Consider the following 15,873-nt stretch of genomic DNA (forward strand, 5'->3'; position numbering starts at 1 on the left):
GTGGGTTTTTCGGTCCGGCCGGAAAGTGCTCAGTTCGTGAGCACTTAAAAGTCGAACCCGCCGCCCATGTCGCCGAAGTCGAAGCCGCCGGCGTCACCCATGTCGGCGGCACCGCTCATGTCGCCTCCGAAGTCACCGGCACCAATGTCACCGGCGCCCATGTCCGCCATGCCGTAGTCGCCGATGCCGTGCATGCCGGAGAACATGGCGTCCATCAGCAGAAACGTGCCCACGCCCCATGCGCCGGCCACGAGCGCGGGCTTCCACCACGGCTCGGAGTACCAGCCACGCGGCACCGGACGTCCGGCGACCATGCCACCGGGGTAGTAGTAGGGCGTGCCCGAACCGGAGTGCGGCGACGCGGCGTACTGGTGGCCTTCGACGCTGACCTGACGGTCCTCGCTGACAGCACCCGCCTGCTTCTGACTGGCGCTCTCGGGCAGCGCGGGTCCGGGGTCCATGCCCATGGCCTCACGCGCCGCGCGCACGTAGTGCAGGCCCTCCATCGCGGTCTCGGTGACCAGCCGCGCCTGCGGGATCGTGCGGGCCTGCTCCATCTGCGACCCGGCGGCGGTGAAGCGCTCGGACGCGTCGGCCATCGCCTGGGTGGACGCGGCGTTGGTGCCGGTGAGGCTCATCACCTGCCCGCCCAGCCGTTCGACCCAGCGGCGCGCCTCCGCCTTGGCGTCGTCGAGCTCTCGCGCCTTGCGCGCGTTGCTCTGGCTGACCAGGTAAAACACCCCTGCGACCAGCAATACCAGTACAACCACCCACACGATGGCGCCCACGGCTTTACCTCCCACACCAGGTAAACCGTCAACGAGCAACAACGGCCGTGAGTTCCGTCAGAAGACCTCTGGGCAGTGCGGCTCGCACGCGCTGAGGAACGCCATCGTCAGCGCGTCCACGTGTCCGGGCGTGTGTTCGACCACGCGGTGTGCACGCTTGAGCACGGAAAGCCGTACGCCACCGAGGAAAGCACTGCCGAGAGCGGCTGCGTCGAGCGACACGTCCGCAGGCTCCTCGGTGCGCGCCACGACCGCCTCGCCGTTCTTCACGGTGAAGCGCCAACGGCCGGAGTTCCACGGGCAGAAGGAGTCCTCGACCTCGAGCACACTGTCCACATCGGACGAATAACGCCGCAGCGGCAGAGCCCGGTCGACATCGACGATCCGCAACCACAGCGCGTCGCCGAGGTCGCGCGACACCTTCCGCGGGTTGTCGACCATGTGCAGGATCGGGTCGTCGGTGGCGGTGTAGAAGGAGATCTCCGTCGCCAGGTCGATGTCCAGCAGGAACCGGTACAGGTCGGCGTACGCCTGTTCGGTCTCGCACACCAGCTCCCGCACGTGCAGCTCGTCCTGCGGCCCCCGCGGACCACCGTCGCCCTTGACCCGGAACACCACATAGCCCTCGGGGTGCAGGCAGTAGCGGTAGGACGTCAGGCCGTCGCGATCGACCTCGCGATCGGCGAGCTGGACCTCCCACGTCGCGTCGACCCGGCTCAGCCAGCCGACCCGCGTGCGGCGCACCCGGTCGTGCACCTCGCGCATGAACGGCATCGCTTCCTCACGGGTGACCTGCCGGATCCGGGTGTCGCTGACCGAGACGCCGGGATGGAACGCCATCCGCGTCGGCATCGTCATCCGGTTGATGCTCGTGGCCAGCTCGCCGTAGCCGAACCGGCGGTAGATCGAGCCCTCCGACGCCCAGAGGATCGCGATCGCCTCACCCGACTCGTGCATGGTGTCCAGCTGCGTCTTCATGAGCAACGACGCGACGCCCCGCCGTCGATGGCCCGGTTTGACGGTCACCACCGTGACCGCGCCGACCGGCGCCAGGACGTTGCCCGGCAGGGTGATCTCCCGGCTGAGGATCCCGGCGGTGCCGACGATCTCGTCGCCGTCGAGGACCACGTGGGCTCGGTCGTGCTCGAGGACCTTCAGCCACTTGCTGTCGACGCCACGGGGATCGTCGAGGAACGCCCACGCCACCACCCGCGAGAACTCGGGCAGGTCGGATTCGGTGATGGTCCTGATGCTCAGCGCCGAGTCAGCCATGGCAGCAGTGATACGCCGCCACGACATCGCTCGCAGCTCAATTACCGCTGGACGGACTTGACCTCGCAGAACTCGTCCAGCCCGAACCTTCCGAACTCACGGCCGTTGCCCGACTGGCGGTAGCCGCCGAACGGCGCGCTCGTGTTGAACGCGGCGGCGTTGATGTCGACCTGGCCGGTGCGCAGCCGCTTGGCCACGCGGAGAGCGCGCTCGGTGTCCGTGGAGAACACGCCGCCCGCCAGGCCGTAGATGGTGGAGTTCGCGATCCGCACCGCGTCGTCCTCGTCCGCGTACGGCATGACCGACAGGACCGGCCCGAAGATCTCCTCCTGCGCGATGGTCATCTCCGCCGTCACACCACCGAACACCGTCGGCGTGACGTAGAAGCCTTGGGGCAACGGAGCGTCCGGCCCACCGGCCGCGAGCCGCGCGCCCTCGTCCACACCCTTGCGGATGTAACCGACCACGCGGTCGCGCTGCGCCTTGGACACAGCCGGGCCGATGCGCGTCGACGGATCCGCCGGATCGGCTGACGTGTACTTGGCAGCGGCTTGGGCAGCCAGTTCGACGGCCTCGTCGTGACGGTCGGCGGGCACGAGCAGACGGGTCCACGCGCTGCACGCCTGGCCGTTGTTCATGAACGCGTTGGCGACCGCGATCTTCACCGCGCGCCCGAAGTCGGCGTCGTCGAGCACGATGCACGCCGACTTGCCGCCCAGCTCCAGCGCGACCCGCTTGACCGTCTCGGACGCGACCGCGGACACCCGCCGCCCGGTCCGCGTGGAACCGGTGAACGACACCATGTCCACGTCCGGGTGCGCGGCCAGCGCCTCGCCGACGACCGGCCCGGTGCCGTGCACCAGCCCGAAGACGCCCTGCGGGGTCACAGCGGTGATGATCTCGGTGAGCAGGTCGGCGGTCCCCGGCGCGAGCTCGCTCGGCTTGAGCACCACGGTGTTGCCCGCGGCGAGCGCCGGCACGACCTTCGCGACCATCTGCTGCAGCGGGAAGTTCCACGGCGTGATGGCGGCGACGACCCCGATCGGCTCGCGGAAGATCAGCGAGTTGCCGATCTCCTCGGGCTCGAAGTAGCCGCGCTCCAGCACGTCCGCGACGCCCTCCGCGATGGCGATGGGGTTCGCGACCTGCACCTTTCGGCTGAAGGTGATGGGCGTGCCCATCTCCCGGGTCATGGTCGCCGCGAGCTCGTCCGCACGGGCGCGCAGTCCGTCGATGATCGCGCGGACCACCTTCGCCCGTTCCTCCACCGAGGTCTGCGACCACGCCGCGAAGGCGGCCACCGCGGCGGCCACGGCCGTGTCGACGTCGGCCGGCGTGCCTTCGGCGAGCGTGCCGACGACTTCCTCGGTGGCGGGGTTGACGACCTCGATCACGAGAGCCCTCCAGGCGGATGTGACACCTAACGCGCTGACAGCGGTCAGACTGTCACATCGACTCGCGATGGTCACCCCCACGGGTGTGGTACGTGCCGGCGAGGCAGGAGGTTCGTGAGGGGCGACTCAACGACCCGAAGCTGCCACAGCACCCCCAAGCCGCCGCTCGCGCAGCACTCGCAGGTGCACCGACGCCCACGTCCGGTACGGCCGCCACGCCTCGGACACCTCCGCCAACGGCCTGCCGTACCGCTCGCGGACCTCGTCGGCGAGCCGGGCTTCGTTGTGCGGCACGGCATCCGGCACGTTCGCCCCGCGCAGCACCACCAGCTCGGCCGCGAACGGCCCCAGCCCCTTGACCTGCTGCACCGCGAGCACCGCCGCCGCGGGCTTCATCGCGCGCAACGTGACCGCGTCCAGCAGACCGTCCAGCGCCGCCTCGGCAACCGCCCGCAGGTACTCGGGCTTGCGGCCGGGCAGGTCCAGGTCGAGCCCGAGCAACTCCGCCGGTGCCGGGAACACGCCGTCCCGCAGCAGCGAAGCCTTCAACCGGGCCGCCTGCGACATGCTGATCCGCTGCGACAGCACCGACCACGCCGCCGCCTCGTAGGGCGAGTAGAAGCCGCACGGCCGTAAGCCGGGCAAGGAGGCCTGAGCCTCGGCGATCACCGGATCGCGATCACCGACCTCCGGCCACGCCCGCCCGTCGACGTCCAGCGACAGGAACCGGCACACCTGCGCCGCCGCCAGATCCAGGTCCCCGGAACCGGACAACGACAGAACAGCAGCGGCGCCGAGCTGGGTCACGGAGACCGAGGCACGACGCCACTCACTCTCGACCAGGAACGTCGACCGCAGCGCCTCACCCTCGCGCTGAGGCAACGCCGACGGCCGGAAGCCCTCCCAGAACGCCCTGGACGTCGCCACCGACCAGGGCCCCTGAACTGCGACTTCGACGTGGTGCTGGGCCATGTCTGAAGACGCTAGCCAGCACCTCTGACAAAAAATCCAGCCGAAGACCCCAGCGGGGCTCAGCTGAAGTCGAGTTCACCCGTACGAGTGCGCTTGAGCTCGAAGAAGTACGGGAAGCCGGCGAGCATCCGGGCACCGTCGAAGATCGTGCCGGCGTCCTCGCCCCGCGGGATCTTCGTGAGCACCGGGCCGAAGAACGCGACACCGTCGATGTGGATGGTCGGCGTGCCGACGTCCATGCCCACCGGGTCCATGCCGCGGTGGTGCGAAGCCCGCAGCGCCTCGTCGTACTCGGTCGAGGTGGCGGCCTCAGCGAGCTCCGCCGGCAGCTCGGCGTCGGCCAGCGCGAGCTTGATGACCTCGTCGAACTCCTCGATGTCCTCGTTGTGGATGCGCGTGCCCATCGCCGTGTAGAGCTTCGGCAGCACCTCGTTGCCGAACTTCTGCTCGGCGGCGATGGCGACGCGGACCGGACCCCAGCCCTTGGTCATGAGCTCCTGGTACTGCTCGGGCAGGTCGCGGCCCTCGTTCAGCACGGAAAGACTCATCACGTGGAAGCTCAGGTCGATGTCGCGGACCTTCTCCACCTCGAGGATCCACCGGGAGGTGATCCAGGCGAACGGACAAAGAGGGTCGAAGTAGAAGTCGACCTTCGCCTTGGCGGCCATGCGTGCCCCTTCGGTCGCGTTCTGTCGCGTTGGGTGTGGTTATCGCCCCATCAGCCCAACCAGATCACCCTGTCATCTCTTCCCGTACGCCGGTTCCGTGATTGGATGCGGGAGTCATAACCATTCCCGACGACGTCAGCGCGTAACCAAACGCGTGGCAGACGAGGTGACCAGTGGCCGCGCCCAACCTCACCCGCGACCAGGCTCAGGAACGTGCTGAGCTGCTGGAAGTGGAGTCCTACCGGATCGAGCTGGACCTGACCGACGGCGGCGGAAAGCCGGGTTCGGACACGTTCCGCTCCACCACCACCGTGGTGTTCCGCAGCCGGACTCCGGGTGCTTCCTCGTGGATCGACATCGTGGCGGCGACCGTGCACCGCGCTGTGCTCAACGGCAGCGAGCTCGACGTCTCCGACTACCGCGAGGAGGACGGCGTCAAGCTGCCGGACCTCGCGGAGCGCAACGAGCTCACCATCGAGGCCGACTGCCGGTACATGAACACCGGCGAGGGCCTGCACCGGTTCGTCGACCCCGTCGACGGTGGCGTGTACCTGTACTCGCAGTTCGAGACCGCGGACGCCAAGCGCATGTTCGCGTGCTTCGACCAGCCCGACCTCAAGTCGGTCTACTCGATGAAGGTCACCGCACCGCACGACTGGAAGGTCATCTCGAACGGCGAGATCACCGCCACCGAGCCCGGCGAGGGCGGCGCGGACGTGCACACGTTCGCCACCACCAAGCCGATGTCGACCTACATCGTGGCGCTGGTCGCGGGCCCGTACGCGGAGTGGCGCGACGAGTTCGTCGAGGGTGACTTCCGCATCCCGCTGGGCATCTACTGCCGTGCCTCGCTCGCTCCGCACATGGACCACGAGCGGCTGTTCACCGAGACCAAGCAGGGCTTCGGGTTCTTCCACAAGGCGTTCGGGGTGCAGTACCCGTTCGGCAAGTACGACCAGTGCTTCGTGCCGGAGTTCAACGCGGGCGCGATGGAGAACGCGGGCTGCGTCACGTTCCTGGAGGACTACGTCTTCCGCAGCCGCGTGACCCGCTACCTCTACGAGCGGCGCGCCGAGACCGTGCTGCACGAGATGGCGCACATGTGGTTCGGCGACCTGGTCACCATGCGCTGGTGGGACGACCTGTGGCTGAACGAGTCGTTCGCCACCTGGGCGTCCGTGCTCGCGCAGGCCGAGGCCACCGAGTACCGCCAGGCCTGGACGACGTTCGCGAAGATCGAGAAGTCGTGGGCCTACCGGCAAGACCAGCTGCCGAGCACGCACCCGGTCGCCGCGGACATCTCCGACGTGCAGGCGGTCGAGGTCAACTTCGACGGCATCACCTACGCCAAGGGCGCTTCCGTGCTGAAGCAGCTCGTCGCGTACGTCGGGCTGGAGAACTTCTTGGCGGGCCTGCGGGTCTACTTCGCCAAGCACGCCTGGGGCAACGCGACGCTCGCGGACCTGCTGGGCGCGCTGGAGGAGGCGTCCGGCCGCGACCTGTCGTGGTGGAGCGCGCAGTGGCTGGAGACCACGGGTCTCAACCTGTTGCGTCCCAAGTTCACCGTTGACGCGGACGGCCGCTTCACCGAGTTCGCCGTGCTGCAGGGCGGCGCGCGTCCGGGCGCGGGCGAACTGCGCACGCACCGCATCGCGGTCGGCATCTACGACGACGACGGCTCGGGCAAGCTCGTCCGCACGCACCGCCACGAGCTCGACGTCACCGGTGACCGCACCGAGGTGCCCGAGCTGGTCGGCGTGCACCGCGGCAAGATCGTGCTGGTCAACGACGACGACCTCACCTACTGCACGATGCGCCTCGACCCGGACTCGCTGGCCGGGCTGATCGACCACATCTCCGACATCGCCGAGCCGCTGCCGCGCACGCTGTGCTGGTCGGCCGCGTGGGAGATGACCCGTGAGGCCGAGCTGAAGGCCCGCGACTTCGTGAACCTGGTGCTCGGCGGGCTGCACTCCGAGTCCGAGGTCGGTGTGGTGCAACGACTTCTGCTGCAGGCCCAGACCTCGCTGTCGTCCTACGCGGACGACTCGTGGCGGGCGGAGGGCTGGCGCCGGTTCGTGGCGAAGGCGCTGGAACTGGCGCAGGCCGCCGAGCCGGGCTCGGACCACCAGCTGGCGTTCGTGAACGCGCTCTCGTCGTCGGTGCTCGACGAGTCCACTTTGGAGATCCTGCGCGGCTGGTTCGACGGCAGCGCGGTCCTGGAGGGTCTCGACGTCGACACCGACCTGCGCTGGCGTCTGCTGCAGGCCCTGGTCGCGCACGGCAAGGCCGACCTGGCGGAGATCAACGCCGAGGAGGAGCGCGACCCGACCTCCACCGGCCACCGCCGTGCCCAGTCCGCTCGTGCGCTGCGCCCGACGACCGCGGCCAAGGACGAGGCGTGGGACCGCGCGGTGAACGACGACGACCTGCCCAACGCGGTCAGCGAGGCGATCATCGCCGGCATCTCCCACCCCGGACAGAAGGAGCTGCTCGCGCCGTACGTCGAGCGCTACTTCCGGGACGTGAAGGGCGTGTGGGACCGCCGCACCTCCGAACGCGCGCAGTCCATGGTGGTCGGCATGTTCCCGGCGTGGTCGATCGCGAAGTCCACTGTGGAGGCCGCCGACGCGTGGCTGGCGGACGAGCACCCGCCGGCGCTGCGCCGTCTGGTGTCCGAGGGCCGCGCGGGCATCGTGCGCGCCCTGGCCGCCCAGGAGTTCGACCGCTCCTGACTTCGCTGATGTGAAAGCCCCGCAATGCGTTCGCGCGTTGCGGGGCTTTTCGCGTAGCGTCGAAGTGGCTCTGGGGAGGTCCGTTGCGGTACGAGATCGCGCAGGCGTGGTACGACGGCGGACGCAAGTACGAGGTGCTGGCGCGGGCGGTGGACGTCGACGGCCTGTTCTCCCTTCCCGTACCACCTGAGCGGGAGCGGGTGGTGCTGCGCGGATGCACGGCCCCGGTCGACTCGCTGACCGGTGACGTGTTCCTGGAGATCAAGGACGGTCGCGCCTGGGAGTTGTGGCGCCTCGGCGACCTCGTCGTCCACGCCGAGCTGCCCGGCGGTGATCTCGTCTGCAGCGCTTCCGCGTTCCAGCTGGACAACAACGATGAGCCGGTGCGGCCGCGATACGTGCTCAGCAGCACGGGCGGCGGCAGCACCGTGCTGGGCACATGTCGTGTGGTGGAAGGGTTTCCGCGTTCGTTCGACGAGATGCGGCCTCCGGTGACGTTGATCGGCTGCACCGTCTCGGAGTTCACTGCGTCCGAGCGGCCGGGTGTCCGGATGGTTCTGCGTGCCCTGGACCGCGACGGCAGGGTCGTGGCGGAAACGGGAGTCAGGCTGGACATCGTGTCGGCGCACCCGTCCGCGGTAGGGCCCGGACTCTTCGACATCGTGCTCGACGGCGTCGTCCTGCTGGACGAACACGTGCCCGATGCCCGGCCGGTGTGGCGCATCTGGATGGAAGGCACCCCGACGGAACGGAACCTGTGGGCACCGCTCAGCCCGGACGGCCGCATGGTGTGGAAGGAAATCGCCGCCGATGCACCCCGCGTCCGCCCCACCGCAGGGGTGCACCACGTGGACGGCGCCCACGCCACCGAGAAGCACGGCCTGCACCTGGCGCTGAACGAGGCGCTGGTCGGGTCTGGCCATTACCTCGGGATTCCGTACTGGGCCGCCGGCCCGCCCGACCTGTGGGGGCTCCCACCCGGTCTCACCGTCGTGTGGCACGACCCCGGCGTGGCACTGGAAGCCGTACCGGACCTGTTCTTCGGCGTGCTGAAATACCTGCGACGCACCGGAATCGACGTGTCGTTCGAACCGTCCACACCAGACCTCACCGACCGGCTCTCCCGCTGGGTGGACCTCGGCGCGATGGTCGACCGCTGGATCGCGGGCTCGGCCTGGACATCGACGGCGGGGTCGGACCGTGTGATGGACAACTGGCAGTTCTGGAACGGCCCGCAGGAACGGGAGTACGACCGAATTCTCACCGGTGACGCTGACGTCGTGGGACACGCCGAGAACATCGCGAGTGGGTTCTCGGAGACCTGGCTGACGGTGCCGACGGATTCTCCGGACGAGGTGATCCGGACAGTGGAGAAGGCCGGGCTGGCCGTTCGCTCGCTGGAGACGTTCATGCGACGCTCACTCACGGACCATCCCGCACCGGAACCACCCGATGGGTACGCCGTCGAGGTGACTCGCAAGGACGCCGTCATCGAGGTCCGGGTGCTTTCCGGCCGCGCTGAAGCCGCCAGTGGCCTGATCGCCGTGGTGGGCTCGGACGCTGTGCCACGCCGCGTCACCACCACGGCCGAGCACCGGCGGCGAGGACTCGGCAGCGTCGTGATGGGTGTGCTGGCACGGGAAGCGGTGGCGGCCGGAGCGGTGGACGGGCTGCTGTTCGCCACGGCGGACGGCCTGCACCTGTGCCGGAAACTCGGCTGGCAGAAGATTTCCGACGTCGTGATCGCGTCCAGGAGGGGAAGCATGATCAGTGAACTGGTGGAGCGCTGGCACCGCGGCTGGATCGCGGCCGACGGGCTGACCTCGTCGTACCGCGACGGCTACCTGGTCGTCCACGTGAACCGCGCGCACCGCGCGAACGAGTGGATCGCCACCGACGACGCGGAAACCGCCGCCATGGCGAGGATCGTTGCCGCCACTGAGGAACCGAACTGGCTGAGCGTTCCGACGGACGTGCCGGAGAAGGTGACCGCGGAGATGGAAGCGGCCGGGTTGATCGTGGCCAGGCCGGACGAGACGTTCATGCGGTGCGAACTCATCGCGCACCCGCCGCTGTTCGAGCCGCCCGCGGGCTATGCCGTCGAGGTGAGCCGGGGCCCGGTCATCGGGGTACGGGTGGTGAAGGACGGCGAGGTAGCGGCGAGCGGGCTGATGGCAGTCGTCGGTGAAGACGCTGTCGCACACCGCATCGAGACCGCGCAGGCGCATCGGCGGCGTGGGCTCGGCAGCGTGGTGATGAGTGTGCTGGTACGGGAAGCGATGAAGGACGGCGCTACGACCGGGCTGCTGTTCTCGTCCACCGAGGGAGTGCACCTGTACCGCAGGCTCGGCTGGGAGCGGATCTCCGACCTCGTGGTCGCGAAGAACCAGGTCGAGGTGTGAGAAAGGCCCCCGGCGCGCACGCCGGGGGCCTTCGAACAGCAAATCAGGAACGCGGCGCGTTGCCCGCCTGGTCGGTCAGCATGCGCAGGCCCGACACGAGGCCGCCCGCGAGGTCGCCCTCCTTGAAGGACGCCACCATGCTCATCACCGCGAGCTTGGCCCCGCGGTCGGCGAGACGGCGGTGGGACTCCTCGCCTGTCACGATCTCGACCACGCGCTCGCCCGGCGACACGGCCACGAGGACGTGGTGCGACGGACGCTCGGTCGAGGCGTGCAGCTCCTGTGCGCGCTCGTGAGCGTTCGTGCCGAGTTCGCCCAGGTACACGCTGAAGTCGAGGCCCGTGGTGCGGCTGGACAGCGTCAGCGCCTCGTCCAGCTGCGCGAGCTGGGCCGGCGTGAACGGCAGTTCCGGCGCGTGCGGCTCGTACATCTTCGCTGCGGAGACGCGGCCGCTGTTGGTCACAACAGAGCCGAGCGGCAGCGTCGACGGGTCGACGGCCTCGATCGCTTTACCAGTTGCCACGGGCACCTCCCTTGGCGGTCGAACCCGAGGCAGCGGGCTCGGCGGCGCCGTGGTGGTCCGCGCTCAACCCGGCCGGGTTCGCGCTCCACCACACCGGGGCGTAGCCCCATTCCTGGCCGGGCCGGTACCGGGGAATCCGGGTGGCCTTTGGCCTCACCGTCAGCAGCGTGATCACGCCGTAAATCGCCAGCGGGATCAGCGCGAAGACGAGAACGGTCTCCACGATGGTCACGGCGGGTACGGTAGCCGAACTCGGCCGCGCGCGAACGGCCGGGCCAGCAAGATCGCGGTCAATCGCACGATCGAGCCGCTAGCAGAGCACCGGCCGCCGTGCACACGGCAAGGCCGGAAACCACCGGTTCGATGAGACCCAATACCTGGATGGCCTAGAGCGCCTGCACGGCCAAGCTGTGATTGCAACGGCAACTACCAGTGACCACAGGCCGGCCACGGGTTCGGGCGCGAACCACCACGGCATGCGCTCGCGACGGCGAACAACGGCGGCACGACGATGCGATCGCCGTTTCTACTATGACGCACGTCACGTTCCACCCGTTTGAACGCTACGGAACGTGTCCATACCGGCCAGTAAGGCCAATGAGTGCTCTCGTGCGGCGCAGCGGTTACACCCGGTCAGTCCTCACCCGGTCGGATGCGAACGGGTGCCGGTTTGGGGTCTTGTTCCCGGAACACCCACCTCTTAGCTTTTCACCTATACGGGTCTTGCGCACCCGCCCCGAGCGTCTTGGAGGACACAAAATGTTCACGATGACCCGCCCCCAGGCCGTGACCTTCACTCTTCCGAGCTACAAGGACGATTCAGTGCGTATCACGGCCAGTGACTCCGTTCGCATCACGGCGAGCGACTCCGTTCGGATCACCGCGGCCGATTCGGTGCGCATCACCGCCGGAGACTCGGTGCGCATCACCATGTCGGACTCGGTCCGCATCACGGCGAGCGACTCGGTCAGGATCACCATGTCCGATTCCGTCCGAATCACGGCGCGTGAGGACTCCGTTCGGATCACCGCCGAGCAGGATTCCGTCAGGATCACCGCGCGTGAGGACTCGGTCCGCATCACGGCACACGACGACTCGGTCCGCATCACGGCACACGACGACTCGGTCCGCATCACCGCTCAGGACGACTCGGTCCGCATCACGATGGACGACTCCGTGCGGATCACCGCGCACGACGACAGCGTCCGCATCACGGCACGTCAGAACGACTTCTCCCTCGCGGCCTGACCCACCAGCAGATCAGGCCGCGGGTTCACCCAGGTACGGCAACCACTGCGGATCAGCCTCGGCCACCCCGGCGAGCAACCGCCAGTGCGGACCCCGCGGCGCGGCAGGGACGACCCGCAGCCGCCAGCCCAGTTCGGACAGCAGCTTGTCCGCCTTGCGGTGATTGCACTTCGCACAGCAGGCGACGCAGTTGGTCCAGGTGTGAGGTCCGCCACGCGAACGCGGCACGACGTGGTCGATCGTCTCGGCCCGCCCGCCGCAGTAAGCGCAGCGATAACGGTCGCGGTGCATGAGCCCGGCACGGGTCATCGGCACGCGACCGCGATAGGGCACGCGAACATAGGTGCTCAGCCGGATCACGGACGGCACGAGCACCTCGGACTTCGACGAGTGCAGCACGAGCCCTGAAGCGTCCCCGTGCACGACTTCAGCCTTCCCGCACACCACCAGGACGACCGCCCGGCGCAGTGACAACGCCGTGAGCGGCTCGAACGTGGCGTTCAGCAGCAGGACCTTGCGTCTTCCCCAGGGGAACACCGCCGGCGTCGGACCGGAACCTCCCCCGTCTCGATCCGCATCCGGCACCGCCCGCAACTCGGGCTGATTTCGGCATGGGGGGACCGTCGGCGCCGTCTCGCCCGAGAGCGAGCCGCCGATAGGGGTCGGTTGTCGGTCTGGCACGCGACCACCTCCACCGGTTCAGCCATAGGAGACCACACTTACCAGGAAAAAATCACGTGTGATAAGTGACGCGTCATGGATGTGTGATCAAACCCGAGGTGAACGCGCTCCCTATCGGGGATGGTTTTCATCGCCCGCTACGCTTGACAAGGTGACAGAGGTTCCTTCCACTCCACTGCCTGCGACGATCACCTACCCGATCGCCGAACGGCTAAACCTCACCGAGCAGATTCACGGCCGCGACATCGCGGATCCGTATCGCTGGCTCGAGGACACGGCGGACCCCCGCACCGAGGCGTGGTCGCAGGCGCAGGACGTGCTCGCCCGCTCCTGGCTCGACGCCGTACCGGGCCGCGAACGCCTCGGCACCAGGCTGAAGGAGCTGATGCGCACGGGTTCGGTGTCCACCCCGACCTGGCGCGCCGGCAGGGCCTTCTTCACCCGCCGCGGTCCCGAGCAGGACCATCCCGTGGTCATGGTGCGGGAGACCGACGGCACCGAACGCGCGCTGCTCGACGTGAGCGCCCTCGACCCGTCCGGCCGGACCACTCTGGACAGCTGGTCCCCCAGCCTCGAAGGCACGCGCCTGGCGTACCAGGTGTCGGTCGGCGGCAACGAGCACTCGTTGCTGCACGTCATCGACGTCGAGACGGGCGAGCTCATCGAGGGCCCGATCGACCGGTGCCGCTACTCCGCGATCGGCTGGCTGCCGGGCGGTGAGGAGTTCTTCTACGTCCGCCAGCTCGACCCGGCGTTGCTGCCCGACGACGAGAAGCTGTTCCACCGCCGTGTGTGGCGCCACCGCGTCGGCACCGACCCGGCCACGGACCTCGAGGTGCACGGCGACGGCCAGGCGCACACCTTCTACTACTCGCTCACCCTCTCGCAGGACGGCCGCTGGCTGATCGTGAGTGGTGCGCCCAGCACGATGAAGCACGACTCGGTGTGGATCGCGGACCTGCACGGTGACGCCGCCCTCAAGCCCGTGATCCTGACCGAGGCGGGTGCGCAGTGCTCGGCGTTCGTCGCCCGTGACGGCAGGCTCTACCTGCACACCAACCACGGCGCTCCCCGGCAGCGCCTCTGCGTCGCCGACCCGGCGAACCCCACCGAGTGGACCGAGCTCATCGGCGAGGAGCCGGACTCGGTGCTCGACGGCGTCCGCTGGATGAACGGCGACCTGGTCGTCCTGCGCACCAGGCACGCGGTGTCCGAACTGCACCTGCACGACGCCGTGACGGGCGCGCACAAGCAGGCGATTCCGCTGCCCGGCACGGGTTCGTTGCACGGCATGTCGGTTGTGGACGCTCTCACCGACCACGACCAGGACACGTTGTGGTTCGGGTGGACTGACTTCGTGACGCCGCAGTCGGTGTTCCGCTTCTCCAAGTCCACCGGCGAGACCGTGCTGCACGAGGCCGCGCCCGGCCGCGTCGAACTGCCCGCGGTGACGACGCAGCAGATCGCGTACACGTCCAAGGACGGCACGACGGTCCGGATGTTCGTCGTGAGCGGCGAACAGCAGCCCGACCTGCCCCGTCCCGCGCTGCTCACCGGCTACGGCGGTTTCGCGATCGGCCGCGGTCCCGGCTACAGCGCGACCACGCTGGCCTGGGTGGAAGCGGGCGGCGTGTGGGTGCACGTGTCGTTGCGCGGTGGCGACGAGGAAGGCGAGGACTGGCACGTCGCCGGCATGCGCGAGAACAAGCAGAACGTGTTCGACGACTTCCACGCCGCCGCGGAGCGTCTGGTGCGCGACGGGTGGACCACGCCGCAGCAGTTGTCGATCATGGGCGGCTCGAACGGCGGTCTGCTCGTCGGGGCCGCCCTCACCCAACGCCCCGAGCTCTACGCGGCGGTGGTGTGCTCAGCGCCACTGCTCGACATGGTGCGCTACGAGAAGTTCCTGCTCGGACGGTTGTGGGCCGATGAGTACGGCAGCGCAAGCGTTTCCGAGGAGCTGGGCTGGCTGCTTTCCTACTCTCCTTATCACCAAGTGGTAACGGACGTTGAGTACCCTTCTGTCTTGTTCACGGTGTTCGAGTCGGATTCTCGTGTGGACCCCAACCACGCCAGGAAGATGTGCGCGGCACTGCAGCACGCTTCGTCAAGTGATCCGACCAAGCACCCGGTGCTGATCCGCCGCGAGACCGAGGTCGGTCACGCGGGACGGTCGGTCAGCCGGACGGTCGCTCTCGCCGTGGACCAGCTGACGTTTCTCGCGAATGCCACCGGCATGGAGTTGTAGGAGGGCACGACCACGTGCTGAGGACGAGTCCCGTGGACGACGTCTCGAACAAGGCCGCGGAAGCGGTCGACTTCGTGGACAGGTACGGCCCCACGATCCTCGCGGGCGCGATCAAGATCGTCGTGGTCCTGATCGCCGCCTTCGTGCTGAGAGCCGTGCTCCGCAAGATCATCGACCGGATCACCATCCCCGGCAAGGAAGGCAAGAAGCCGGGGCTGCTCAAGCCGTTGCGCGAACGCGCGCCCCAGGCGCTCGGGAACCTCGTCTCCGAACGCCGGGAGCAGCGCGCCCGCACGATCGGCTCGGTGCTGAAGTCCATCGTCACGATCCTGATCTTCGGAATCGCGTTCCTGGAGATCATGATCGTGATCGGGCTGGACATCACGCCCGTGCTGACCTCGGCGGGCATCCTGGGCGTCGCGATCGGTTTCGGCGCCCAGAACCTGGTCAAGGACTTCCTGTCCGGCATGTTCATGCTGCTCGAGGACCAGTACGGCGTCGGTGACGTCGTCGACCTCGGCCCGTCGATCACCGGCACCGTCGAGGCGGTCGCGCTGCGCACCACCACGATCCGCGACACGGGTGGCACCGTCTGGTACGTCCGCAACGGCGAGATCCTGCGCGTCGGCAACTCGTCGCAGGGCTTCGCGGTCGCGGTCGTCGACCTGCCGCTGAGCTACGGCGCCAACCTCGCCGAGGCGACCAAGGTGCTGGAGCGCCGGGTCGCCGACGTGGCCGAGAAGGAACCGCTCAAGACGGACATCACGGCCAAGCCCGAGGTGCTCGGCGTCGAGAAGTTCACGCCGGAGGGCATCACCCTGCGGGTCACCGTGAAGACCCGCCCCGGCCGGCAGTGGGCGGTCCAGCGCAACCTGCGCGCGCAGCTGATGCCGGCGCTGGAAGAAGCGGGCTTCACGGCCAAGTGAGTTAGAACACCCATTC

At 68.5% G+C, this 15,873-nt stretch carries 13 protein-coding genes; 5 read left to right on the plus strand and 8 right to left on the minus strand.

Features of this window, described 5'->3' with window-relative positions; genetic code table 11:
- Positions 1-44 precede the first annotated feature (44 nt).
- The 5 genes from G7043_RS19455 to G7043_RS19475 all read right to left on the minus strand — a co-directional run bounded on the left by G7043_RS19455 (position 45) and on the right by G7043_RS19475 (position 5,094).
- Complete coding sequence (locus tag G7043_RS19455) at positions 45-788, minus strand: hypothetical protein (protein WP_166047314.1); 744 nt, start codon at positions 786-788, stop codon at positions 45-47.
- A 57-nt stretch (positions 789-845) separates the two neighbouring features.
- Positions 846-2,060, minus strand: a complete 1,215-nt coding sequence (locus tag G7043_RS19460; RefSeq protein ID WP_166047316.1) for a GNAT family N-acetyltransferase — start codon at positions 2,058-2,060, stop codon at positions 846-848.
- A gap of 41 nt (positions 2,061-2,101) precedes the next feature.
- On the minus strand, positions 2,102-3,454 hold the full coding sequence (locus G7043_RS19465; RefSeq protein ID WP_166047318.1) for an aldehyde dehydrogenase family protein: 1,353 nt from the start codon (positions 3,452-3,454) through the stop codon (positions 2,102-2,104).
- Positions 3,455-3,580: 126 nt separating this feature from the next.
- Entirely contained in the window at positions 3,581-4,426 is an 846-nt protein-coding gene (locus G7043_RS19470) for a DNA-3-methyladenine glycosylase family protein (protein WP_166047320.1), read from the minus strand.
- Positions 4,427-4,485: 59 nt separating this feature from the next.
- Positions 4,486-5,094: a mycothiol-dependent nitroreductase Rv2466c family protein gene (locus G7043_RS19475; protein WP_166047322.1), complete on the minus strand. Its 609-nt coding sequence runs from the start codon at positions 5,092-5,094 to the stop codon at positions 4,486-4,488.
- A 173-nt stretch (positions 5,095-5,267) separates the two neighbouring features.
- On the opposite strand from G7043_RS19475, the gene pepN reads away from it, so the two are divergent.
- Both pepN and G7043_RS19485 read left to right on the plus strand, forming a co-directional pair.
- Entirely contained in the window at positions 5,268-7,829 is a 2,562-nt protein-coding gene (gene pepN / locus G7043_RS19480; protein ID WP_166047324.1) for an aminopeptidase N, read from the plus strand.
- A gap of 83 nt (positions 7,830-7,912) precedes the next feature.
- Positions 7,913-10,231: a GNAT family N-acetyltransferase gene (locus G7043_RS19485; protein WP_166047326.1), complete on the plus strand. Its 2,319-nt coding sequence runs from the start codon at positions 7,913-7,915 to the stop codon at positions 10,229-10,231.
- 43 nt (positions 10,232-10,274) lie between these two features.
- On the opposite strand, the gene G7043_RS19490 is transcribed toward G7043_RS19485, so the two are convergent.
- Both G7043_RS19490 and ctaJ read right to left on the minus strand, forming a co-directional pair.
- Positions 10,275-10,754 (minus strand): DUF5130 family protein, encoded by a 480-nt coding sequence (locus tag G7043_RS19490; protein WP_166047328.1) that lies wholly within the window; start codon positions 10,752-10,754, stop codon positions 10,275-10,277.
- Complete coding sequence (gene ctaJ, locus G7043_RS19495; protein ID WP_166047331.1) at positions 10,741-10,986, minus strand: aa3-type cytochrome oxidase subunit CtaJ; 246 nt, start codon at positions 10,984-10,986, stop codon at positions 10,741-10,743. The genes G7043_RS19490 and ctaJ overlap by 14 nt, the downstream gene beginning before the upstream one ends.
- 590 nt (positions 10,987-11,576) lie before the next feature.
- Here ctaJ and G7043_RS19500 point away from each other — a divergent pair.
- Complete coding sequence (locus G7043_RS19500; RefSeq protein WP_207311423.1) at positions 11,577-12,002, plus strand: DUF2345 domain-containing protein; 426 nt, start codon at positions 11,577-11,579, stop codon at positions 12,000-12,002.
- Between the two features lie 12 nt (positions 12,003-12,014).
- On the opposite strand, the gene G7043_RS19505 is transcribed toward G7043_RS19500, so the two are convergent.
- Complete coding sequence (locus G7043_RS19505; RefSeq protein WP_390827466.1) at positions 12,015-12,683, minus strand: HNH endonuclease; 669 nt, start codon at positions 12,681-12,683, stop codon at positions 12,015-12,017.
- A gap of 151 nt (positions 12,684-12,834) precedes the next feature.
- Here G7043_RS19505 and G7043_RS19510 point away from each other — a divergent pair, with 151 nt between their 5' ends.
- Together G7043_RS19510 and G7043_RS19515 are read left to right on the plus strand one after the other, a co-directional pair.
- Positions 12,835-14,931 (plus strand): prolyl oligopeptidase family serine peptidase, encoded by a 2,097-nt coding sequence (locus G7043_RS19510; RefSeq protein WP_313887970.1) that lies wholly within the window; start codon positions 12,835-12,837, stop codon positions 14,929-14,931.
- Positions 14,932-15,005: 74 nt separating this feature from the next.
- Positions 15,006-15,857, plus strand: coding sequence for a mechanosensitive ion channel family protein (locus G7043_RS19515; protein WP_313888015.1), 852 nt, complete (start codon positions 15,006-15,008; stop codon positions 15,855-15,857).
- Positions 15,858-15,873: the final 16 nt, after the last annotated feature.

This window comes from Lentzea alba, from assembly GCF_011067745.1.
Classification (GTDB): domain Bacteria; phylum Actinomycetota; class Actinomycetes; order Mycobacteriales; family Pseudonocardiaceae; genus Lentzea; species Lentzea alba.

Coding starts and splice junctions, on each gene's coding strand:
- G7043_RS19475 (WP_166047322.1), bottom strand. CDS start 5,094: ATGGCCGCCAAGGCGAAGGTCGACTTCTACTTCGACCCTCTTTGTCCG.
- G7043_RS19460 (WP_166047316.1), bottom strand. CDS start 2,060: ATGGCTGACTCGGCGCTGAGCATCAGGACCATCACCGAATCCGACCTG.
- G7043_RS19470 (WP_166047320.1), bottom strand. CDS start 4,426: ATGGCCCAGCACCACGTCGAAGTCGCAGTTCAGGGGCCCTGGTCGGTG.